We start from the raw sequence: 23503 nt of genomic DNA on the forward strand, positions 1-23503 counted from the left end.
GCGGCGGCCCGCACCGAACTCCGTACGGATGCGGGGACGGGCTGGTGGGCCCCATGAGGGGCGGTCTTGGTGGCACCGAACCGACTGGGCGCGACTTGCGACCGTGGTGGGTGTCGGTGCCGGCATCGGGACCTTGCTGTTTACGGGAGTCGCCACGTACTACGGCGCCATGGTGTCGCGCGATCAGTTGACGCAGTCCCGCGAGGACGCCGACAAGAAGTCCCGCGCACAGGCTTCGCGAGTGTCCACTTGGGTCGACTACGGGAAGGACGGCGGCATCCGGCTGCACCTCATGAACCGGTCACCTGATCCGGTTTCGCACATCGAGCTCTACTTCACGGCGAGGATCGGTGACTGGAACCATACGAAGCTTGCCGTGCAATACAGCGTGGACCTGCCGAGCCTGCCCCCTTGCACGGATTCGGTGTTCGACCCTGACAACTGGATGTACCGCATTCCCAAGGGCGGCGGCCCGGAGGGATTTCCGCCAAGTCACAGCGCACGACTCCGTCCAGACGACGGCTGGAAGAAGCAGCCGGCGCCGGACATCATCCAGGTGCCGTACCTGACCTTCGCCGACCGCGAGGGCGTCACCTGGCAGCGCGATTCAGGGGATCTCGAACCGTGGAAGCCCGCCGACGAGTCGACTGTGCCGGAAGCTGACCGGTACGGCATCGGAGGCATGACGCGTGACCCCGAGGTGAAACCGGTGGCAGCCTGTGAGGAACCGGCTGGCAACTAGAGTCTCCATCGAAGCCGGAACGGTTCAACTACGCATTGCGGTCCGGAGCGTTCGCCGCGAGCCAGGCCCGGATTGCTTGCGCCTCCCCCAGGCGTCCGAGGCCGGCAAGCAGGTCTGCCTGCAGGTCCAGCACTCCACAGAGCGGTGAAAGGAACCGCTCGGGTACAGCTGCCACAAGCCTGCGGTAGATCTCCACCGCTTCCCCTGCCGCCCGCAGTGCCCCAGACAGGTCCTCTTGTGCCGCGTAACGTACCCATGCCCAGAAGGACAGCGACTCAGCGAGGGGTTCCTGGGCGACGGGATCGCCGGCAGCCAGCCGGCGGTAGATTTCCACCGCCTGCTCCAAGGGGGCCAGGGCCTCACTCCCACGCCCCACCTCCACCAGCACGCCGCCGAGCTTGGACAGCGAGAAGGCGAGGTCGGGTTCGTGGACGGCGGGGTTGTCGGCGGCCAGCCGGCGCCGGATCTCCACCGCCTCCTGCTCGGCGGTCAGGGCCTCGTCCACATGCCCTATTCCCGCTAGGAAGGCTCGGAGGTTGGACAGCGAGGTGGCGAGGCGGGGCTCGTGAACGATGGGGTTGCCGGCAGCCAGCCGACGGTGGATCTCCACCGCCTGCTCGGTGAGGGGCAGGGCTTCGCCCCGACGCCCCACCTCCGCCAGCCGGACACCGAGGTTGGACAGCGAGGTGGCGAGGTCGGGTTCGTGGACGGCGGGGTTGTCGGCGGCCAGCCGGCGCCGGATCTCCACCGCCGCCTCCTCGGCCGCCAGGGCTTCGCCTACACGCCCCACCTCCGCCAGCAGGCTGCTCAGGTCGGACAGCGAGTGGGCGAGGTGGCGCTCGTGGACGGCGGGGTTGTCGGCGGCCAGCCGACGGCGGATCGCGAATGCCTGCTCGGTGGGGGTCAGGGCTTCGCCCGCACGCCCCACCTCCGCCAGCAGGCTGCCGAGGTGGGACAGCGAGGTGGCGAGGTCGGGTTCGTGGACGGCGGGGTTGTCGGCGGCCAGCCGGCGCCGGATCTCCACCGCCGCCTGCTCGGCCGCCAGGGCTTCGCCTACGCGCCCCACCTCCGCCAGCAGGCTGCCGAGGTGGGACAGCGAGTGGGCGACGTGGGGTTCGTGGACGGCGGGGTTGTCGGCAGCCAGCCGATGATAGATCGCGAATGCCTGCTCGGTGGCGGTCAGGGCCTCGCCCGCACGCCCCACCTCCGCCAGCGAGTTGCCGAGGTTGCCCAGCGAGGCGGCGAGGCGGGGTTCGTGGACGGCGGGATTGTCGGCAGCCAGTCGACGGTGGATCTCCACCGCCTGCTCGGCGGCGGTCAGGGCCTCGCCCCGACGCCCCACCTCCGCCAGCCTGTTGCCCAGGGCGGACAGCGAGTGGGCGAGCAGGGGTTCGTGGGCGGAGGGATTGGCGGCGGCCAGACGGCGCCGGATCTCCACCGCCTCCTGCTCGGCGGCCAGGGCCTCGCCCGCACGCCCCACCTCCGCCAGCCTATTGCCTAGGGCGGACAGCAAGTGGGCGAGCGGGGGTTCGTGGGCGGCGGGGTTGTCGACGGCCTGCCGACGGTAGATCTCCACCGCCTGCTCGGTGGGGGGAAGGGCTTCGCCCACACGTCCCACCTCCGCCAGCCAGTTGCCGAGGTTGCCCAGCGAGATGGCGAGGTGGGGTTCGTAGACGGCGGGGTTGTCGGCGGCCAGCCGGCGCCGGATCCCCACGGCCTCCTGCTCCGCGGCCAGGGCCTCGCCCCGACGCCCCACCTCCGCCAGCCTGTTGCCGAGCTCAGACAGCGAGACGGCGAGGTAGGGCTCATGGACGGCGGGATTGGCGGCGGCCAGTCGGCGCCGGATCCCCACCGCCTCCTCGGTGGGAGGCAGCGCCTCGCCCATGCGCCCCACCTCCGCCAGGAGGCTGCCGAGGCTGGACAGCGAGGTGGCGAGGACGGGCTCGTGTCCGGGGTGAGCGGGGGTGATGTCACGCGAGGCTTGCACGGCTTGCTGGGCGTTGGTGAGGGCCTCGTTGTGAAGGCCGGCGAGGTGCTGGCGTAACGAGAGGGTCACGTGGATGCCGGCGCGGGTGGCGGGGTCGCGAGTGGCGGCCAGGCGGTGGTGCGCCAGGCGCGCGGCGAGGGCGGCGACACCGATGTCGAGGTCGGTGTGCCGGATTTCGGGGAAGTGGGGTTCGATGATTTCCAGGACGCCGATGTCCAGGGTGGTGAGGTCGGCCAGGCGTGTCAGGGCGGCGCTGCCGGCGGCCAGGACGAGTTCGGGGTGATGGCGCAGAAGCGGGTTTAGGTGCTGAGTGGTCAGGTGGGGCCAGCGGTGGGCTGCCTCGATCATGACCGACAGGGCCTGGCGGGTGTAGGGGGAAGGTCCGCTGTTCCGGTGGTCGGGGGCGAGCAGCGCGGCCGGTGTGGTGAGGGTCCAGGGGTCGGTGGCGTGGTAGTCGAACTCGTCCTCGTGGCCGGGCAGGGTCAGTGCGAGGTAGTCCTCGCCGAGGCGGTCGGGGGAGAGCGGGTCCAGCACCAGGCCGGGCTCGGTGGGCGGGTAGCAGCGGGTGTGGTCCTCGGCCAGTTGCCCGCCGGCGGCTGGGGTATCGGCGGCGCCGGCGCGGGTCAGGGCCGCTGAGGCATCGGCGGGGGGCAGGGCGCCTGTGAGGGTGGCCACGTACACGGCCCGGCCCATGGTCCGCTCGGTGGCGCGCAGCGGACCGCGCCCCTGGTCGTGGAAGGAGCGCCAGTGGTCGTGTTCACGGTCCAGCAGATAGGAGGAAAGGCTCGCCTGTCCGCTGCTGGTCGGGGGCGTCTTCCCGCGGCTGGCGGCGTCTACGTCGACCAGGGCACGCATGTGGACTGTCAGAGTCAGGGCGAATACCGGGTCATCGAGATGGTCGGGTACGCCGATTCCGGCTGAGTGGGTGTGGGCGAAGATCTCGGCGAACCGGTCGCGGGCCGCGACGTACATCTCGGCGCGTACCCCCGGGGTGTCCGGGAGTCCTTCGAGGCGGAGGGCGTCGACGTCGAGGATGTCGAGTTTCGTGAACTGGTGTGCCAGGCCCTGCCACCAGGTACCGGTGGGGCGGGCCAGCAGCAGGACGCGCAGCTTGTCGCGGGCGGCGTCACGGTGCTGGCGCACCAGCGTGATCAAGTCTTCCAGGGGCCAGCGTTCGGCGTAGTCCACGATCAGGACCAGGCCCGGGGCCCGCACGGTCAGGGTCTGGTCACCGTCCCCGGCCGAGGCGGCCTCACTGCGGTGCCGCGCGAGCGCGACGGCCCACCCGGCCCCGGCCGAGCGTGCGGCGAACTCGGCGGCCAGCCGGGTCTTGCCCGTCCCGCCCTCGGCGTGCACCAGACGCACCGACAGGCCCGGCGGCTCGCCGTCGCGCCACGCCTCCAGCAGTGCCAGCTCCGGCCTGGGGATGAAGGGAACGATCTGGTGGCGGGCTGTCAGGAGTCGGCTGGGCACCCGGGCCAGCGCGGCGGGCGCTGCGGCCGGCGCGGTGAGGGGGAAGGGCTCCACCCGGTACGGCGGGGTACCGCGGTAGATGTAGTTGTACTGGTCCCCGTGCTGCACGGCATTGACACGGCCACCGGCGGTGGCCGTGATGATCTGTATGTACCCCACGCCCTCCTGGGGGCCTACCGGCGCGTCCACGCTTCAGCCTTCCTCTCCCCCCTCCCCTTCTTCTTACGCGCCGGACGCGGGAGGCTGGGTACCGGGGGAGTCCATGTAGTGGTTGTGCTGTGTGCCGTCTTGCACGGCGTTGACCACGCCGCGGTCACGGGCGATGTTGTGCTGTACCCACTGCTGCTGCACCGCCGGCAGTGCTGCCCGCATCCCGGCGGTCTGCACCTCCAGGTCCTCAGCCGCGTCGGGGTGTGCGGCCAGGAACCTTTCCAGCTCCCCCTGCCACAGCCCGACCAGCATCCCGCGGGCAGACTCGGCATCCGGGCTCCGGGCAACCAGAGCCGCACCGTCGTCCAGCCGCGCCTCAAGATCGGCATGCAGGTCAGGGCTGCGGCGGTGGATGAATGCCGAGAATCTGCCGCGGACAGTGGTCCAGGCGTCCGTGGCCATCGCGGCCACGAGCGTTGTCGCACCGGCCATGGCCAACTCTGCAATCTCCTGCTGTGTCACCAACGTCCTCCCCAACCCTCAAGCCCCGGTGCCGGCGGACGCAGAAAGGGCGGGCCGGAACAGTTCCCGCCGCACCGGCAGCGTCACCGTGTCCCGCTTTGCGTTCCTGGTCACCATCAGGCACCGTTCAGTGCCCGAACGGTCCGTCCGTATCCCCTAGCAGCTGCTCCCTCGGCAGCGAAATCTTGCCGAACCATGTCAGATCACCATGGCCGAACCTGCAAAGCACGCCCACCCGGTTGAAGGTCTCGTGACGTGTTCGTTGCAATGCCCCATGCAAGGGGTGTAGGAGGCAGAGGGGCCGAGTGGCCGATCGTCCTGAGCTGAATCGCCCGGGGCACTTCACCGACGTACCAGGCGCCGGCCCGCGCAGTCCCGGATGCGGGCCTCTCGCGCCGCGACTGGCTGCTCCTCCTCACGTCGAACTCGACGTCCAGGCGCGGGGCGAACACGTCCGGGCGCACGGTCAACCACCCCAGTTCGACAGCCACTCCTGAAGATCGGACGGAGACGACCTCTAAGAGGCCGGGACGCCACGGTGCGGCCGAAGGCTCGAAGCCTGATGGGGCGTCATATCGACCGGCATCCAGATGACCCCGGCCGAGGAGACGGGCCAGGCGGTGGCGTTCCCCCGCCCCGGCGAGCCGTTCGAGCCCGCGGGGGAGCTGCCGGGGGAGTCCTGGTGGCGGTCGGTGTCCCGGCCGGTCGCGCGGCCGTGGCGCCCCCCGGGGGCCGGGATCACGACCGAGGAGACGCGCAGCGGCGATCTCGACCTCGAGGGCGAGCGGTGACACTGATCCGGGACGGATGAAATGAGGGGATGCTGAGGGGAGTTCGGCGGGCACCACCCCGCCGGACTCGTTCGGTGGGCACCACCGGCCGAACCCACCCCTTCGGAAGCCGTCACGCCCCCGTCCCCTGCCGGTCGTCCGGCCGGGGCAGGCCGTTCAGCGCGGCGCCCAGGCGGACCACTCCCTGGGCCCTGACCAGCGATGTCCCGTGGGTGTCCACGCGGCGCATCAGCGGTGTCATCAGGGGCAGACCGGAGGGCGGCTGGTCCGCGCCCACGGCGACGTGCAGCCGGGCCACGAAGCGGGCGTAGCCGGCGGGACTGGCCGGGTCGTCGGGATCGCCCGCGAACCGCTCGGCCCTGGACATCGCGGCCTCCGACTCCCCGACGCGTCCGGTGGCGCGCAGGACGAGCGCGAGGAGCACTCCCGACATGTGAAGGCGCCGGCCGTCGCCGGTCGTCTCCGCCCAGCCGAGCGCCGTACGCAGGTCCGCCTCCGCCGCCGCGTACTCGCCCACCAGACACGAGAGCCAGGCCCGCGTGTGCAGCGCCCGGGCCCAGTACGCGGGTTCGCCGGCCTCCTTCGCCCGCCGGGCGGCCTGCCCGGCGAGCCGGCGGGCGTCCTCGTAGTGGCCACGGCTCGGGAAGAGGCTGCAGACCGCGATCAGCGTCAGGAGTTCCACCGCCGCCCTCAGGGCGTCGGGGACCGATGCCAGCGACTGCTCCACGGCGGAGGTCAGCACCGCGTGCTCCGCGCGGAACCAGGCCCGGGCCTGTTCGGTGTCCTCGAAGGCGATGCCCGAGCGGCCCGCCGCGTGGAGCCACGCCGGCGAGGGGACGTCGTCGGGCAGAGCCGTCCGGGCCACCCGTACCGCGCTGTCGTACAGGAGGGCCAGGACCCGGCGCAGCGCCGCCGCCCGGTCCTCGGCGCGCTCGGTGGACTCGGCGCGGCGCCGCCCGTAGAGCCGGAGCAGATCGTGCAGGCGGTAGCGGCCCGGAGCGGGGGACTCCAGCATTCCGGCGTCGACCAGGGCCTCCGCGAGGTCTTCGGCCGCGCTCTCCTCCATGCCGAGCAGGGCGGCGGCGACGGGCAGCGGAAGGTCGGGGGCGTCGAGGAGGGACAGCAGCCGGAAGGCCCTGGCCTGCGTGGACGTCAGGGCCCGGTAGCCGAGGTGGAAGGCGGCCTCCACCGTGTGGTCGCCGTGGCTCAGCTCGCCGAGCAGCGTGGCGGTGTCGGTCAGCCGCGCCCCGAAGGCGCTCAGGCTGTGCCGGGGCAGCGCGGCGAGGCGGGCCCCGACGATGCGTACGGCGAGCGGCAGACGGCCGCAGGACCCGGCCAGGGCCGAGGCGGCCTCGGGCTCCGCGGCCACGCGCGCCGGGCCCGCGAGCGCACCGAGCAACGTCACCGCCTCGGCCTCGGTGAAGACGTCCACGGCGAAGGAACGGGCGCCGGGGACCACGAGATGCGGAGCCCGGGTGGTGACGAGCACGGCGGAGCCCGCGGTCCCGGGCAGGAGCGGGCGGATCTGCGCGGCGTCCCGGGCGTCGTCCAGGACCAGCAGCACGCGCCGGTCGGCGAGCAGGGTGCGGAGCAGCGCGGCCCGCTCCTCCAGGTCCAGCGGCAGCCGGTCGGGCGGGGTTCCGAGCACGCAGAGGAGATCGGCGAGCACACCGGCCGGGTCGGCCGGAACTGCACCGGCCCCCAGACCGACGTACAACTGCCCGTCGGGGAAGGCCGCGCGCAGACCGTGCGCCACATGGACGGCGAGCGCGGTCTTGCCGACGCCGCCGATGCCGGTGACGGTCGCGACCGCCATCGCCCGGCTGTGCCCCGGGCGGGCCCGGAGCAGGTGATCCCTCATCTCTCCGACGAGCCGGCCGCGCCCGGTGAAGTACCCGATGCCGGAGGGGAGCGGTGCGGCGGTCCTCCCCGTGCCGCTCCGCCCGCCGCCCGCGGCCGCAGGGGTTCCGGGCCGTGCGGGGGAAGGAGCCGTGCGGCCCGTACGGAGGTCACGGTGCAGTTCCCTCAGCTCGGCCGAGGGCCGCACCCCCAGCTCCCGGGCCAGCACCTCGCACGCCTCGTCGTACACCCGGACCGCGTCCGCCTGGCGACCGGTGCGCTGCAGCGCCACCATCAGCAGCCCGTGCGGGCGCTCCCGGAGCGGGAACTCCCCGACCATCGCGCGCAGTTCGGCCACCACCTCCCCGTACCGCCCCAGTGCGAGGGCGGCGGCGCACAGCTCCTCGCGTGCCACGGCCAGGGACTCCGTCAGCTGTTCGCGGCGGCGCTCCGCCCAGGGCCCCGGCACCCCGGCCAGGGGGACGCCCCGCCAGCGTCCGACCGCACGCGTCAGCCGCTCGTACGCGGCCTCGGCCGAACCGCTCCGGTCCGCGGCCTCCCGGGCGAACACCTCGGCGTCCACGTCGACCGCCGGCGCCGGGAAGAGGTAGCCGTCCTCCGCGGTGACGATCAGCCGGCTCCGGGCCCGTGCCGGCCGGTCCGGCTCCAGGGCCGCGCGCAGCCGCGAGACGTACGTGCGCACGGCCGTGGACGCGCTGCGCGGCGCGGCCGCCGGCCCCCACACCCCGTCCACCAACTGCCCGACCCCGACGACATGGCCGCGCCGCAGCACCAGCATCGCGAACACCGCCTGCTGCAGCGGTGGTCCGAGCTCGATCCGCTCCCCGTCCAACCGGGCCCCGACCGGCCCCAGCAGCCGCACGGCCAGGTGCCCCGCCGCTCCCTCCGCCCCCGTCGACCTCCGCATGACCACCCTCCCCCGGCCCGGGGTCGCGAACGGGCCGCCGACCAGCAGTAGGCCAGCTCCCGATCGACGGCCGATCAACAACCGATCAACGACCGAGCGGCGGAACACCTCACGGGGCCGGGACCACGCCCCCCGGGCCGTCCGGCGCAGATCGCCCTCCGTTACAGTGCGATCTGCTCCGCACGGGCGGAGCGCACAACGCACTGCGCCGCTCCGCCGGCCGCGGCCGTGTGCCGCGTTTTCCCTGAATGAGGTGGGTATGGCCGGCCATCGGCTTTCCAAGAAGCGTCGCTACATCGCGGTGACGACGGGGGCCGCCGTCGCCGTCGTGGGTGCCGTCGTCGCGGCGCAGACCTCGATGGCGGCCACGACCTGGCCCGCCCAGAAGACCTTCACCGGCCGGGCGTTCGACACCTGCGCGGCCCCTTCCCTCGCCGCCATGAAGGCGTGGAACACCGGCTTCTACGGCGCCGCCGCGGTGTACGTCGGAGGCAAGAACCGCGGCTGCTCCCAGCCGAACCTCACCGCGTCCTGGGTGAAGTCGGTCAGCGCCACGGGCTGGAAGCTCATCCCGCTCTACGTCGGCGCCCAGCCGCCCTGCCAGACCAGCGCCAACCCCGAGAAGCTCACGGCCTCCACCGCGGCGTCCCTCGGCGTCACCGACGCCACGGACGCGGTGGCCAAGGCGTCGGCGCTCGGCATGAAGGCCGGCAGCCCGATCTTCCTCGACATGGAGCCGTACGACATCACGAACAAGTCCTGCAACGACGCCGTGCTGACGTACGTGCGCTCCTTCACCAAGACGCTGCGCGCCAAGACCTACCGCGGCGGCTTCTACGGCTTCACCAGCTCCAGCGCCAAGGCCGTCGCCACCGCGACCGACCGCACCGACCTGCCGGGCAACCTCTGGTACGCGCTGTGGGACAAGCAGAACACCACCACCGCCGACTGGCCGTGGGGCGCCACCCAGTACACCGACCACAGCCGCGGCCACCAGTACCTGGTCAACAGCAAGGAGACCCGCGGCGGTTACACCCTCACCGTCGACCAGGACGCCTGGGACGGCCCCGTCGCCATCATCGGCTGAACCTCCCCCACCGCGCGGCGGGGGAGGGAGGCTCCGTCGGACCGTGCCCTCGGCGACCAGGGTCGCTTCCACGCGGCGCGGCGACTCCTCCAGCGCGGCGGCACCGAGGCGCTCGGTGTCCGGCAGCAGGGAGCGGGCGATGCCCGCGCCCCCGTCGAGCCCACCGAGCCCGCGGACCGACCGCGCCAGACGCCGGCCGCGGTATCCCCGGCGGCCGCCACGTCTCCCGGGAGCTCGACGCCTGCGGCATCGGGCACACGGTCCTGGAGTCGGCGCCCGGCCGGGCCGGCCTCGTGGCACGGCTGCCCGGTTCGGGAGCGGAGCCGCCGCTGATGTTCCTGGGGGCACGCCGACGTGGTGGACGGCGCCGCCCGGGGCCGCGGCTCGGTCGACAGGAAGAGCCGGATCGCCGCGAGCCTCCCGGTGACGCAGTGCCTCGCGGCGCGCCGCGTGCCGCTGCGCCGCGACTCCTGATGGTGGTCACGGCCGACGAGGAGGCGGGCGGCCGGCTCGTCGCGTACTGGCTCGGGGAGCGCCACCGGTCGACCTGATCGAGACCCTCGCCCAGCGGATCGCGGACGTCTGCCCGGCGCACGCGCCGGTGAGGTCCGCGAAGGTGACCGTGCACGGACCGGAGGCTCCCCTCGCGGTGCCCTTCGGTGACGTGGTGGTGACCGTCCGGCGCCCGTGACGCCGCGATGACGTGAACCCTTCCCGCCCGCTTTCCGGTGGACGGCCGGAGAGCTTCCGCTCTTACCGACCGTTACCGGACGCTTGCGGGCGAGGCCGACGTACGCCCGGATCCGGGCGGGGGAGACGGGGCGGATCCGCGGGGCGGAGCCCCGCCCGGGAGTCCGGAAGGGGAGCGGAACGGGTACGGGACGGGGGTGCCGGAGGTCGTGCGCACCTCCCGGAGGTGCGGGGCGGCGACGGGCCGCCCCTCCTCCGGGGGATTCCGGTCGGGGAGGATTTCCGCAGGGGGCGGAGGCGTGGGGACGTCTCCGCCCCCTTCCGTTCCCGCTTCGTGGGAACCCCTTCGCGCCATGGCGTCGACTTTCGGCCGATCGTTCTCGGCCGGTCGTGGGAGGGGCGATACCAGACCGGCCCGCTCTACGGGTAAGTTTGTCAACTGCGCACCGCACCTGAACGGTTGACGACTACAGTGTGTGGCTGATGATCATCGGTAGGCTCATCGCACGTCTGTAGAACACCCCCCCTGTAGACCCCCGCAGAACGCACCCCCGCAGTACGCCGATTCCTGGGCACGTACCAAGGACACTCATGTCTCAACTTCGCGCACCCGCCTCGCGGCCCGATCGACGCGAGGGCGGGCGGCACGGCCGGCCAGGCGCCCGCTCCGCCACCGGCACCCACGGCAACCCCCCGGCGCAGACCCCGGCGCCGCTTCCCACGGAAGCCCGCATACGCCCCCAACTCCTGCGCACCTCCGTGCTCCCCGCCGTCGCGGTGGCCCTCGGCGGGGCGGCGGCCGTCCTCTTCACCATCCGCTCCACGGGAGCCAGCCCCACCCCCGCCCTCTGGGCCGCGCTCACCGGCGCCGCCGCCCTCACCGTCGCCTCCGTGACGGCCGCCGCGCTCGGCGCGGACCGGGCCGCCAAGGCCGTTCTCGACCGCTGCAACTCCCTGCGCCGCACCAGCGTCCGCGGGCAGGGCGAACTCCAGACGGTCATCGAACAGTTGCGCAAGGGAGAGGACCTCCCGCCCCGCCCCGCGCAGCCGGCCGCCCCCGTCCCGGGCGACGAGTTCGACCTGCTCTCCCAGGAGTTGAACCGGTCCCACGAGGCCGCCGTGGCGGCCGTCGTACAGGCCTCCCGGCTCTCCAGCAGCGTCGGCAACGAACAGAAGGTCGAGGTCTTCGTCAACCTCGCCCGGCGCCTGCAGTCCCTGGTCCACCGCGAGATCCAGCTCCTCGACGAACTGGAGAACGAGGTCGAGGACCCGGAGCTGCTCAAGGGCCTGTTCCACATCGACCACCTGGCCACCCGCATCCGCCGCCACGCCGAGAACCTCGCCGTGCTCGGCGGCGCCATCTCCCGCCGCCAGTGGTCGAATCCGGTCACCATGACCGAGGTGCTGCGCTCCTCCATCGCCGAGGTCGAGCAGTACCCGCGCGTCAAGCTCGTCCCCCCGATCGACGGCACGCTCCGGGGCCACGCCGTGGCCGACGTCATCCACCTCCTCGCCGAACTCGTCGAGAACGCGACGCTGTTCTCCGCGCCCAACACCACGGTGCTGCTGCGCGCCCAGTACGTCACGGCGGGTCTCGCGATCGAGGTCGAGGACCGGGGCCTGGGCATGCCCGTCACCGAGCAGAACAAGATGAACGCGCTGCTCGCCGACCCCGACCAGGTCAACGTCGCGCATCTGCTCCAGGACGGCCGCATCGGACTCTTCGTCGTCTCCGCGCTCGCCCGCCGTCACGGCATCGCCGTACGCCTCCAGTCGAACATCTACGGCGGCGTCCAGGCCGTCCTCGTGCTCCCGCAGGGCCTCCTCGGCGCCGACCCCGAGGGCCTCGCCCAGCACGAGCGCCGGACCGCCGCGACCGCCGGTTCCGCGGCGATCCCGCCCGGTCAGGTGCAGATGCAGCCGCAGGACCGGCCCGCCGCCCCGGCCCCGATGCCGGCTCCGGCCCAGGCACCGATCCAGGCCCAGGCACCGATCCAGGCCCCGGCACCGATGTCGGCTCCGGCCCAGGCGCCGGTCCAGACCCCGGCACCGGCCCACGCCCACGCCCCGGCCCACCCGCAGACACCCGCGGCCGCCGGACCGATCGGGGCGCCCCCCACCAGCGGCACCGCCCCCGTCCGCCCCTCCGTACCCTCGCCCTCCCCGGAGCGGGCCGCCGCCCGTCACGAGGAGGCCCCCGGCCCGTACGCGTACCCCCGTACGGACACGCGGCCGAGCGGGTACGGGGACCCCGGTCACGCCCCCGCGATACCGGCGCAGCCGGCCGGCGCCGAGCACACCGGTCCGCCGGAGCACCTGCTCTCGCCGCTCCCCCCGGCCCCCCGTGCCGAGGCGCCCGGCCGGCCCCTGCTCCCCAAGAGGCGCGCACAGGAGCACATCGTCCCGCAGCTGCGGGACGAGCCCGTGACCCGCAAGGCCGAGGAGCACGCCCTGCACGACCCGGGTCTGATGGCCGCGTTCCAGCGCGGTATCGGCCTCGCCGAATCCCAGCCCGCCCCCCATGAATCGCTGCGTCCCGGCGACGCGCACAAGGAGTAGATCACCATGGCGAGCAATGTGCCGACCGGCCATTCCTCGGACCTCGACTGGCTGCTCAGCGGCCTCGTGCAGCGGGTCCCGTACACCCGCAGCGCCGTCCTGCTCTCCTCCGACGGTCTCGTGAAATCCGTGCACGGCCTCGACCCCGACGCCGCCGACCACATGGCGGCCCTCGCCTCCGGGCTCTACTCGCTCGGCCGCAGCGCGGGCGCCCGGTTCGGCGACGGCGGCGAGGTCCGCCAGGTGGTCGTGGAGCTCGACTCCACCCTCCTGTTCGTCTCCACCGCCGGCTCCGGCACCTGCCTGGCCGTCCTCGCCGGGCGCGAGGCGGACGCCGCCGTCCTCGGCTACGAGATGGCGATGCTCGTCAAGAGCGTCCGGCCCTACCTGGTCACCCCCGCCCGGCAGGCCGCCGGCGCGGTGGGCGGCCTCGGGCAGTAGACGTGACGTCTCCTCAGGAAGGACCCTGGCTCGACGACGCGGCCGGGCGGCTGATCCGCCCGTACACCGTGAGCGGCGGCCGGACCAGGCCCAGCACCGCGCTGGACCTGCTGTCCCTGGTGATGGCGACCGGATCGGCACCGCAGGCGCACATGGGTCCCGAGCACAGCCTGGCCCTCGGGCTGTGCGACGGGCCCACCTCGGTGGCCGAGATCGCGGCGCACTTAAGGCTTCCGGCCGTCGTCACCAAGGTCCTGCTCTCCGACCTCGTGGACTGCGGGGCGCTGACCGCCCGGGCGCCCCGCTTCCACGCCAATCCAACCGACCGTTCCTTGCTGGAGGCAGTGCTCGATGGCCTACGACAACGGCTCTGAGCGCCACGACGGTTTCGCCGGCGACCCCTTCCCCACCGCACTCAAGATCCTGGTGGCGGGCGGATTCGGCGTGGGCAAGACGACCCTCGTGGGCGCGGTCAGCGAGATCGAACCGCTGAGCACCGAAGAGCTCCTCACCTCGGTCAGCGCGGCCACCGACAGCCTGGAGGGCGTGGAGTCGAAGACGACGACCACCGTCGCCATGGACTTCGGCCGCATCACGCTCGACAACCGCCACGTCCTGTACCTCTTCGGCACCCCCGGCCAGGAGCGTTTCTGGTTCATGTGGGACGAGCTCTCCGAGGGCGCGCTCGGAGCGATCGTCCTCGCCGACACCCGCAGGCTCCAGGAGTGCTTCTCCGCCGTGGACTTCTTCGAACGGCGCGGCATCCAGTTCGTCGTGGCGGTCAACGAGTTCGACGGCGCCTACCGCTACGACCCGGAGGAGGTACGGGCCGCCCTCGACCTCAAGCCGGAGGTGCCGGTCGTCCTCTGCGACGCCCGGATCTCCAGCTCCGGCATCCGCACCCTGCTGACCCTCGTCCAGCATCTGCTCACCACCATCCCGGACACCGTGCCGAGCTACGGAGCCACGCCATGACCTACGACCCGACCGGTCACCTCCTGCTGACCCCCATCGACAAGGAGGCGCCCGCCCGCGTGCAGCGGCTGCGCGAACTCGGTCTCGGGGAGCGGCCGGACCCGGCGTTCGACGACTTCGCCCACCGGCTCGCCGAGGTGACCGGCGCCCCGTTCTCGATGGTGAACTTCATCGACGAGAACCGGCAGTTCTTCGCGGGGCTGCACACCCCCGAGGGCACCCACTCCGGCAGCGACCTGGGCGCGGCCGCCGCGGGCGGTGGCGTCGGCCGCTTCATGGCCCGTGACCACGGCTACTGCCCGCACGTGGTGGTGCGCCGCAAGGCACTGGTCCTGGAGGACGTCTGCGACTACCCGCGGTTCGCGGGGAACCCGGTCGTGGACGAGATCGGCATCCGCTCCTACATGGGCGCTCCGCTGATCGACCGTACCGGGGTCGCGCTCGGCACCATCTGCGTGGTGGACACGGACGTACGCCCCTGGGGGCGGGCCGGTCTGGAGACCATCAAGACGATGGCGGCGGAGCTCATGGAGCAGATCCACCGCCGCGAGGACGGCATGTTCTGACCGCCGGATCCCCGTGAACGCCCGGGAGCCCCGGTACGGCAGCGGCCGTACCGGGGCTCCCGGCCCGTGGGGGTGGGGATCAGACGTGCATCGGCTCCCGCTCCGGCGTGCGGACCAGCTCGGACAGCCGCTCCGACCAGCTGCCCTTGTCCTGGCCGAGGGCGACCTCGGCCAGCCGCAGGAGCTGGATGTCGGAGGTGCCGGCCGGGGCGAAGATGTGGTGCGCGTCGCGCAGGTAGCGCTCGATGTTCCGGTCCGTGTAGAGACCGGCGGCCGCGTGGATCTCCATGGCGTTGCGACCGGAGTCGATCGCCGACTCGACGTTGACGAGCTTGGCGTTCATGAGCTCGGTGTCGCAGGAGAGGCCCTGGTCGAGCAGGTGCACGGCGTGGTACGCGGCCAGCCGGGCGGTCATCAGCCGGGACTGCATCTGCCCCAGCTTCAGCTTGACCGTGGGCAGGTCGTGGAGCGGCTTGCCGTAGCGGATGCGCTCGGAGGCGAAGCGCGTGGTCTCCTCCAGGATCGCCTGGTGGATGCCGAGGGAGACGGCGGTGAGGTTGGCCCGGCCGTACAGCACGCTGGAGGAGTACGCGACGGCGAGTCCGTCGCCCTCGTCGCCGAGCCGGTTGGCGGCCGGCACCCGGCAGTTCTCGAAGATCAGCTCGCCGAAGCTGAAGCCGTGGAGGCCCATGGCCGGCTGCTGAGGACCGGTCCTGAACCCCGGGCGATCGGATTCGACCAGGAAGGCGGTGAGTCCCTTCGATCCCGGACCGGTCCTGACCACGACACCGTGCAGATCGCCGACGTGGCTGTTGCCCACGTAGACCTTCTGGCCGTTGAGGATGTAGTCGTCGCCGTCACGGACCGCGCTCGCCTCCATGCCGAGGACGTGCCCGCCGGACTCGTACTCGGTGACCGCGATGGTCGGCAGGCAGGCGCCGGCGGCGATCTCCGGAAGCCAGGTCTTGCGCTGCTCGTCGCTGCCGAAGTGGACGATCTTGGCCGTGCCCAGCTGGGAGGCCTGGACCATGGCGCCCATGGCGCCGCTGACTCGGGAGAGCTCCTCGATGATGATCGTCTTGGCCAGGTGGCCGGCGCCCATGCCGCCGTACTCCTGGCTGATTGTCGCGCCCAGCCAGCCCTGCTCGGCGATCTTGCGGGACAGCTCGTGGTGGACCGTCCGCGACTCTTCCATCTCGGCTATCCGAGGCCGGACCTCACGCTCCGCGAAGTCACGCACCGTCTGCCTGAGCTCATGATGCAGTCGGCTGTTGAAGTAGTTGTTCATTACGAGTCCTCCCCTGCGAAACGCCTGTTCGGCAGTTGTCCGAACAGGTGGTGCATCGGCAGTGGTCCCGTCCCGAACAGGCCGACCTCTTCATGGTGTTGATCTTTGCGGAACGGATCAATATCGCCACGGAGTTTGTCCGAAACAGGAGCGGTTGACGATTGGGTCTGACTGTGTTTCGTGTGCTCTTGGCCTAGTCGGGCTGATTCCGAGTCCCTTCCCCATGGTCATCTTTCTGCCACATGCCACCGGCAACAAAGTCACGGGCATATGGCGATGAGCCCCTCCGTATCGCCACACGAGCCCCTACATCCCCAGAAGAACGGCATTCCCGAACCCCTCCGCTCCCCTTCCCGCCCAGGTGACACCGCCCTCCGGCCCGCCGGACCCCCCTCCCGCCCCCACCGTCGCGGGCGCGCGGGCGCACCCCCGGGCGCAAGGGTGCGTCACGGAGAGTGAGTGGCACGCTCCCGGCGCGCTCCCGGCGCGCGAGCGCCAGGAAACGCGTGCGTGACCACCGGGGAAAGTGCGGTATGGTTCTCATGCGCGTTCGGCCGGGGGAAACCCCAGGTCAGACGGGCACCGGGACGTGGCGCAGCTTGGTAGCGCACTTGACTGGGGGTCAAGGGGTCGCAGGTTCAAATCCTGTCGTCCCGACTGTGCGGAAACGCAAGTCGGAGGTCGTTCTCTCATTCGTGAGAGGGCGGCCTTTCGTGCGTTCGGAGGCCGCTCGTCATTCGGTGACGCGGACCGCGAGCGCCGGACGGACGGCGGCCGCGCGTCGTGCCGGCCCGATGGTGGCCAGGAGCGACGCGGCGAAGGTGGCTACGGCCAGACCGCAGATGCTGGTCCACTCGATGGGGAATCCTCCTTCGAGGCCCTCGAACGCGGCGCTGTTGCGGTACATCAGCCACGTGGTGAGCACACCGAGGAGCGAGCCGAGCACGATTCCCTCCAGGGCGATGAAGCTGCTCTCCCAGAGGAACGACCGCTGGACCGTCCGCGCCCGGAAGCCGAGTGCCCTCAGGATGCCGATGGTGCGGCGGCGTTCGCGTACGGCCCGGACCATGACGACGCCGAGGCCGATGATGCCCACGCCGAGGCCCAGAGCGAGGAAGCCCTGCATGAGGTGGAAGAAGGCGGTGCTGGAGTCGAACTGACGGCGGATGTCCGACTCGATGGGCGTGGCGACCAGGCTGGACGAGAGCTGCTCGCCCTGCAGCCGGGTCGCCAGGGCGTCGGGGGAGGTTCCGGGGCTGGTCCTCACCAGCGCGGAGGCGTTCTGTGCCTGGACGCCGAAGAGCTCGCGCGTCGACTGCTCGCTCGATATGACGGGGTACGTGGTCGAGCTGGCGCCGGTGCCCGGGTAGAAGACCAACCCGTTGCTGAGCACGCCGGCGATGACCTTCTGTTCGCTGCGGCCCGTGTGGGGATCCGTCACGGTGAGCGTGTCCCCCGGGTCGTAGTAGTCGCCGGCCGGGCCGCCGGTGCTGCCGAAGAAGCCGTCGAGGACCACGTAGCGGGGGTCGGTGGCGAGAGCCCGCCACACCGCGGCGTCGTCGTTCAGGCCGGGCAGCCGCTCGCGGAACGTGATGCCGGTGATCGCGCCGTCGGGCACTCCGACGGCGGCGATGTCGAGGGGCTGGGCGCTGCGGTGTCCTGGGTCGGTGGCCCTGCCCGTGGCGTTGAGCAGCGGTGTCACGGCGGAGATCGCGGCGGCCGAGGGGCCGGCCCGCAGCTCGCCGGCGAGCCGGTCGCCCGCGACCTGCGGGTTGTAGTCCAGCCGCAGGGAGTAGCCGGCGGTGGCATCCGCGACGACCCCGTCGACCCCGGCGCGGAGAATGCCCGAGATCTCCGTCAGGAGTACGAGGACGAACACGATCAGCGTGTACATCACCAGCGTCGCGCCGGTCCTGAACCGCTTGGCCAAGGGATACGCGACCGCGAGCCGCGCCGCCAGCCCGCCCTCTGTCGGGCGTTGGAGGAGCCGTCGCAGGGGGCGGAGCAGCGTCGTCTGGTTGTCGCTGACCAGGACCACCGCCGAGAAGGCGGCCAGGGCGCCCTGGATGACGTACACGGACATCGAAGGCGTGTCGAAGATCCGCGGGCGGACGACGGGGGCCAGGAGCGTCCAGGCGAGGACGGTCCCCGCGACCAGGGTGGTGACGGTGTGCCGGGGGAGGACGCGCAGCAGAGCCGGAGCGGCGAAGGCGAGGGCGAGCGCCGGCATGAGGTACGTCGCGTCGGGCTGGCTGCGCGCCATGGCCGGTACGGACACGAACGCGCAGAGGACGGCGAGAGCGGTGGAGACCGCGAGCAGACGGCGGCGCGGCCCCTGCCCGGGCGTCGTCGGGAGGTCGCGAACGGCCGCGATGATGTTGAACCGGCTGATGCGCACGCTGGTGGCGAGGATCGCGGCGAAGGCGATGAGCAGGCCCATGGCCAACCCGTTGAGGACGCTGGTGGAGGTGACGGAGAACGCGATCCTGATGCTGCTTCCGCCGACCGACCAGCCCTGGAATATCTGCGCGGCCACCACGGCGACGCCCCAGCCGACGGCGACCCCGATGGCCACGCCGGGCAGCGCCGACAGCAACGCGTAGGTGGCCCCTTCGAGGGTGAAGGACCCGACGAGGCGCGAGCGCTTCATCCCCACGGCCCGCACCATGCCCATCTGGGACTTCCGCTCCTCGCCGAGCATGACGAAGATGTTCACCAGCAGCAGTGCGCCCGCGATGATGCTGAAGCTGCCGATCATGAGGAACAGGGCTCCGAGCGCGTCACCGGCCCGTTCCGCGTCCCGCAGGACCGTGTGCTTCGGCGTGTCGATCGACGTCTGGCCGGCGAGCGGGCCCAGGGTCTCGCGGATGTCCGCGGTCACCCGGTCGGTGAGGGCGTCTCCGCCTTCGACGCCGCCGCGATTGGACACGAAGGTGACCGAGCGCGGCTCCACGCCGGCGGCCCGTGCGGCGGAGTCCAGAGCCCCGGGTGCCAGGAACGCGTCGCGGTTCAGCCTGCCGCCCAGACCCACACCGGCAAGCCCCTGCTCCGGCACCACGCGCTCGACCCGGTACGTCCGGGGTGCTCCGAACAGATACAGCGTGACCGGATCACCGGCCCCGACGCTCAGGGACCGGGCCAGTGGCTCATTGACCACCACCTGGCCGGGCTTCGGGTTCGGGCCTCCGAGACCGGAGTCGCCCCCCGGTGCGCCGAAGCGCGCTGCCTCGGCGAAGTCCATCTGCCAGGCCAGGACCCGCGGTTCGGCGGCCGTGCGGCCATCGGCGGTGCTGACGGCCGACGCCTGGGTGCTCCGGGCGTCGAGCACTCCGTCGACGTCGGGATTGCCGGTCAGGGCGGCCAGCCGTTCGGCGACGGGGGCCCCGGTCGGTCCGGGAGGCGCGACGACGCGCTCGTCCACCGGTCCCAGGGTCCGGTACGCCTCCTGCCGTACGGAGAAGTTCAGGGTGTCGCCGACGACCAGGGCCCCGATGACGATGGCCGTGCCGAGCATCGATCCGCCGATCACCAGCGCCGCCTCGGTACGGCGGCGGGCCACCTGCCGGAAGGCCAGCCGCCGTGACACCGGCTGCCGGACGGCGACGAGCACCAGGGCCACGAGCGCGAGCGCGAGGGCGGCGAGCAGCGGGACGAGGAGGTTCGGGTACATGGTCAGCCCAGAGGTGCGTCGCGGATCGCGGCCGGGGCGGGGACGGCCTGGCGGACGTCGTCGACCAGCCGGCCGTCGCGCATCCGGATCAGCCGGGGGACACGCGCGCCGATGGCACTGTCATGGGTGACCAGGACGATCGTCTGTCCCTCGTCCCGGTTGAGCTCGCACAGCAGATCCATGACCTGGTCGGCCATCGCGCTGTCGAGGTTGCCCGTCGGTTCGTCCGCCCAGACGATGGCCGGGCTTCCGGCCAGGGCGCGGGCGATGGTCACCCGCTGTTGTTCGCCCCCGGACATCTCGCTCGGCCGGTGCTCGACGCGGTGGCCGAGGCCGACCCTGTCGAGCATGGCCAGTGCCCTGCGTCGCGCTTCACGCGGCCGGGTGCCCACGAGCAGCAGGGGCAGTTCGACGTTCTCCACCGCGGAGAAGACCGGTATGAGATTGAACGCCTGGAAGACGAAGCCCATCGTGTGGGCCCGGTGCTCCGTGCGCGCCGCGTCCGACATCGCGAACAGATCGTGGCCGTCGACCTCCACCCGGCCGCCGTCGATGTCGTCCAGCCCCGACAGGCAGTTCAACAGGGTGGTCTTTCCGGAACCGGACGGTCCCATCACTCCCACCATTTCTCCGTGCCGCACGAGGAGATCCAGGTCGCGCAGGGCGGTGACCTCGACGGAGCCCGTCCGGTAGACCTTGCGTACCCCGGCGGCGACGAGGAGTACCCGGTCGCTGTTCATGCCTTCCATACCACCCTCCGGGACGGACCGGAGGCTACGGCCACCCAGGCCCGTAAAAGGGGCCGAAGGGCCCAATCGCCGGATCCGCCGTGAGGCGGTCCGTGCCGGCTCCGTCACCGTGGCCAGGGATCCGCGGTGGCCCGGGCACGTCGCCGGACGATGGTGCGGGCCGGGGTTCCCGAGCCCGTCGCGGTGCCGGCGGCTGCGGCGGCCGGCACCACCGTCCCGTCGGCGGGGCCCGCACGAAGCCGGCGCGTTGCGGGACACGGTCCACGTCCGCCATGTCCGGAGGATGCTCTTGGCCCTCACTCCTGGGGGTCAGGGGGGCCTGATCGCATCGCGGAGGCGGGTGCCGTGGGGCGGGCCCGTGCCTTCCGTGTGCGGCCGGCGTGGTTTCGCGTCAACTCCTCTGTTTTGCAGCCGAGTTGACCTGAGGTGACCTATGTTCGAGGGGTTCGCAGCGGTTCACGTTCGCCCAGGAGGTCCGATTGCAGCCCAGACGCTTCCGCGCCCTTGCCGGAGCGTTCCGTCGCTCCCCCCTGCTCATCGCCCTGGCTCTCGGCTCGCTGTTCGTCGGGCTCACCCCCTGGCTCGGAGTGGCGAGCACGGGGCCGGGGGGCCGCGGCGCGACACCCCGGCACGCGCAGGGGGCCTTGGCCCAGAAGACGGCGATGCAGTCGCCGCACCACGGCGTGGCCCCGGCGAACGCCATGGAGCCGACGGCTCCCGTGCTCGACCGGACCGGATGGACGGCCACGGCCAGCGACGAGGAGACCACGGGCGAGAACGGCCGCGCGGCCAACGTCCTCGACGGCGACACGGCCACCCTCTGGCACAGCAGGTGGACGGGCGCCCCCGCCCCGCTGTCGCACAGCGTCACCGTCGACATGCACCGCACGGCCGTGGTCTCGGCGCTCGTCTACCAGCCCCGCGCCAACGGGGCCAACGGGCGCGTCGGTGAGTACAGCATCAGCGTGAGCACGGACGGCCGGAGCTGGGGGAGTCCGGTCGCCACCGGCACCCTCGCGGACGACGCCGGTGCCAAGACCCTCGGATTCGCCCCGCAGGGCGCCCGGTTCGTCCGGCTCACCGCCGTCACGGAGGCCGGCAACCGCGGCCCGTGGAGCTCCGCCGCGGAGCTCGACCTCCTCGGCGACCCCGGAACCCCGGCGGCCACCGTCGACCTGCCCCGGACCGGATGGACGGCCACGGCCAGCGACGAGGAGACCACCAAGGAGAACGGCCGCGCGGCCAACGTCCTCGACGGCGACGCCGCCACCTTCTGGCACAGCAGGTGGTCCGGGACCCCGGCGCCGCTGCCGCACAGCATCACCATCGACACGCACCGCACGACGTCCGTCTCCGCCCTGGTCTACCAGCCCCGCAAGGGCGGCCCCAACGGGCGCGCGGGCGCGTACACCGTCACCACCAGCGCCAACGGCACCACCTTCGGCGCACCGGTCGCCGCGGGCACCTGGCGCGACGACGACACCGTCAAGACCGCCACCTTCACCCGCACCGCGTACACCCGCTACATACGCCTGACCGTGACGAGCGAGGCCGGCAACCGCGGGCCCTGGACCTCCGCCGCCGAGATACGCCTGAGCGGACCGGCCAACCCGGCCGCCCACGGCTCCTGGAGCCGGATCACCGGCTTCCCCCTGGTCCCGGTGGCCACCGCCGTCCTGCCGGGCGACAAGCTCCTGGCCTGGTCGGCGTACGCGGTCGACCGCTTCGGCGGCAGCAACGGCTACACCCAGACCGCGATCCTCGACCTCAAGACGGGCGAGGTCACCCAGCGCCGCGTCGACAACACCGGTCACGACATGTTCTGCCCGGGCATAGCGATGCTCGCGGACGGCCGGGTCCTGGTCACCGGCGGCAGCAACGCGGAGAAGGCGAGCATCTACGACCCGGCCACCGACGCCTGGTCCGCGACCACCAGCATGAACATCGCCCGCGGCTACCAGGCCATGACCCTGCTCTCCACCGGCGAGGCCTTCGTCCTCGGCGGATCCTGGAGCGGAGCCACGGGCGACAGGGCCGGCGAGGTCTGGTCCCCGGACACCCGCACCTGGCGCAAGCTCCCCGGCGTCCCCGCCGCCCCGGCGATGACGGCCGATCCCCGCGGCGCCTACCGCGCCGACAACCACATGTGGCTGTACGCCACCTCGGGCGGCAAGGTGCTCCAGGTGGGCCCGAGCAAGCAGATGAACTGGATCACGACCAACGGGGGCGGGAGCATCACCTCCGCCGGCACCCGGGCCGACAGCCAGGACGCCATGACCGGCAACGCCGTCCCGTACGACATCGGCAAGCTGCTCACCCTGGGCGGCTCGCCCGCGTACGAGAACACCCCCGCCACCCGGCGCGCGTACACCGTGAGCGTCGACGGCGGCCGGGTCCGGGCCACCCGCACGGGCGACATGAAGTACGCCCGCGCCTTCGGCAACAGCGTCGTCCTGCCCGACGGCAAGGTCGCCGTGTTCGGCGGGCAGTCGTACCCCGTGCCGTTCAGCGACGCCACGTCCGTGCTGACCCCCGAGCTGTGGGACCCGGCGACCGGACGCTTCACCCCGCTCGCCACCATGGCCATCCCGCGCAACTACCACAGCGTGGCGAACCTGCTGCCCGACGGGCGGATCTTCTCCGGCGGCGGCGGCCTGTGCGGCGACTGCGCCACCAACCACGCCGACGGAGCCGTGTTCACACCGCCGTACCTCCTCAACGAGGACGGCTCGCCCAAGCCGCGTCCCGTCATCACCGGCGGCGTACCGCCCCGGGCCGCCGCCGGCACCTCGCTCACCGTCACCACCGAGGGGCCGGTGGCCTCCTTCGTCCTGATGCGGGCCGCGGCCGCGACCCACTCCACGGACAACGACCAGCGGCGGGTCCCGCTGACCTCCACGGCCACGGGGACCGGCACGTACACGGTGTCCATCCCGGCCGACAAGGGCGTGGTCCTGCCGGGCACCTACATGCTCTTCGCCCTGGACGCCCAGGGGGTGCCGAGCACCGCCCGGTTCGTCACCGTCTTCTGACGGCACGACGACGG

Annotated in this window: 14 protein-coding genes, 1 tRNA gene and 2 pseudogenes; 11 read left to right on the top strand and 6 right to left on the bottom strand. The window is 72.3% G+C overall.

What is annotated here, in order from left to right; translation table 11 throughout:
• Positions 1-103 precede the first annotated feature (103 nt).
• Positions 104-742 carry a hypothetical protein gene (locus ACFYUS_RS06180; RefSeq protein WP_388846440.1) on the top strand — a complete coding sequence of 213 codons (639 nt, stop codon included), beginning with the start codon at positions 104-106 and terminating at the stop codon, positions 740-742.
• 28 nt (positions 743-770) lie between these two features.
• On the opposite strand, the gene ACFYUS_RS06185 is transcribed toward ACFYUS_RS06180, so the two are convergent.
• Positions 771-4391, bottom strand: coding sequence for a tetratricopeptide repeat protein (locus ACFYUS_RS06185; RefSeq protein WP_388846442.1), 3621 nt, complete (start codon positions 4389-4391; stop codon positions 771-773).
• A 33-nt stretch (positions 4392-4424) separates the two neighbouring features.
• Positions 4425-4874 carry a hypothetical protein gene (locus ACFYUS_RS06190; protein WP_388846444.1) on the bottom strand — a complete coding sequence of 150 codons (450 nt, stop codon included), beginning with the start codon at positions 4872-4874 and terminating at the stop codon, positions 4425-4427.
• Between the two features lie 599 nt (positions 4875-5473).
• On the opposite strand from ACFYUS_RS06190, the pseudogene ACFYUS_RS06195 reads away from it, so the two are divergent.
• Positions 5474-5665 (top strand): annotated as a pseudogene (locus ACFYUS_RS06195) (MBL fold metallo-hydrolase); the annotation flags it as partial.
• A gap of 112 nt (positions 5666-5777) precedes the next feature.
• Here the strand turns inward: ACFYUS_RS06195 and ACFYUS_RS06200 are convergent.
• On the bottom strand, positions 5778-8432 hold the full coding sequence (locus tag ACFYUS_RS06200; RefSeq protein WP_388846446.1) for a BTAD domain-containing putative transcriptional regulator: 2655 nt from the start codon (positions 8430-8432) through the stop codon (positions 5778-5780).
• Between the two features lie 259 nt (positions 8433-8691).
• On the opposite strand from ACFYUS_RS06200, the gene ACFYUS_RS06205 reads away from it, so the two are divergent.
• The 7 genes and pseudogenes from ACFYUS_RS06205 to ACFYUS_RS06235 all read left to right on the top strand — a co-directional run bounded on the left by ACFYUS_RS06205 (position 8692) and on the right by ACFYUS_RS06235 (position 14750).
• A complete protein-coding gene (locus ACFYUS_RS06205; protein WP_388846448.1) occupies positions 8692-9519 on the top strand; it encodes a glycoside hydrolase domain-containing protein in 828 nt (275 codons plus the stop codon).
• A 538-nt stretch (positions 9520-10057) separates the two neighbouring features.
• A pseudogene (locus ACFYUS_RS06210) lies at positions 10058-10210 on the top strand (dihydroneopterin aldolase); the annotation flags it as partial.
• 590 nt (positions 10211-10800) lie between these two features.
• Positions 10801-12768 carry an ATP-binding protein gene (locus ACFYUS_RS06215; RefSeq protein WP_388846450.1) on the top strand — a complete coding sequence of 656 codons (1968 nt, stop codon included), beginning with the start codon at positions 10801-10803 and terminating at the stop codon, positions 12766-12768.
• A 6-nt stretch (positions 12769-12774) separates the two neighbouring features.
• Positions 12775-13209, top strand: coding sequence for a roadblock/LC7 domain-containing protein (locus tag ACFYUS_RS06220; RefSeq protein ID WP_388846452.1), 435 nt, complete (start codon positions 12775-12777; stop codon positions 13207-13209).
• Positions 13210-13211: 2 nt separating this feature from the next.
• Positions 13212-13583 carry a DUF742 domain-containing protein gene (locus ACFYUS_RS06225; RefSeq protein ID WP_388846453.1) on the top strand — a complete coding sequence of 124 codons (372 nt, stop codon included), beginning with the start codon at positions 13212-13214 and terminating at the stop codon, positions 13581-13583.
• Complete coding sequence (locus ACFYUS_RS06230) at positions 13561-14184, top strand: ATP/GTP-binding protein (RefSeq protein ID WP_388846454.1); 624 nt, start codon at positions 13561-13563, stop codon at positions 14182-14184. The genes ACFYUS_RS06225 and ACFYUS_RS06230 overlap by 23 nt, the downstream gene beginning before the upstream one ends.
• A complete protein-coding gene (locus tag ACFYUS_RS06235) occupies positions 14181-14750 on the top strand; it encodes a GAF domain-containing protein (protein ID WP_388846455.1) in 570 nt (189 codons plus the stop codon). The genes ACFYUS_RS06230 and ACFYUS_RS06235 overlap by 4 nt, the downstream gene beginning before the upstream one ends.
• Before the next feature lie 79 nt (positions 14751-14829).
• On the opposite strand, the gene ACFYUS_RS06240 is transcribed toward ACFYUS_RS06235, so the two are convergent.
• Positions 14830-16038: an acyl-CoA dehydrogenase family protein gene (locus ACFYUS_RS06240; protein WP_388846456.1), complete on the bottom strand. Its 1209-nt coding sequence runs from the start codon at positions 16036-16038 to the stop codon at positions 14830-14832.
• Between the two features lie 583 nt (positions 16039-16621).
• Between ACFYUS_RS06240 and ACFYUS_RS06245 the strand changes: the two genes are divergently transcribed.
• Positions 16622-16695, top strand: a tRNA-Pro gene (locus ACFYUS_RS06245).
• Positions 16696-16771: 76 nt separating this feature from the next.
• Here ACFYUS_RS06245 and ACFYUS_RS06250 read toward each other — a convergent pair.
• Positions 16772-19708, bottom strand: coding sequence for an ABC transporter permease (locus ACFYUS_RS06250; RefSeq protein ID WP_388846458.1), 2937 nt, complete (start codon positions 19706-19708; stop codon positions 16772-16774).
• Between the two features lie 2 nt (positions 19709-19710).
• Complete coding sequence (locus tag ACFYUS_RS06255) at positions 19711-20448, bottom strand: ABC transporter ATP-binding protein (protein WP_388846460.1); 738 nt, start codon at positions 20446-20448, stop codon at positions 19711-19713.
• Between the two features lie 488 nt (positions 20449-20936).
• On the opposite strand from ACFYUS_RS06255, the gene ACFYUS_RS06260 reads away from it, so the two are divergent.
• The gene (locus ACFYUS_RS06260; protein WP_388846462.1) at positions 20937-23489 is read left to right on the top strand and encodes a discoidin domain-containing protein; all 2553 of its coding nucleotides are present in this window, start codon (positions 20937-20939) and stop codon (positions 23487-23489) included.
• Positions 23490-23503 lie beyond the last annotated feature (14 nt).

Origin of the sequence: Streptomyces sp. NPDC004284, assembly GCF_042874035.1 — a bacterium.
In the GTDB taxonomy this organism is placed as follows: domain Bacteria; phylum Actinomycetota; class Actinomycetes; order Streptomycetales; family Streptomycetaceae; genus Streptomyces.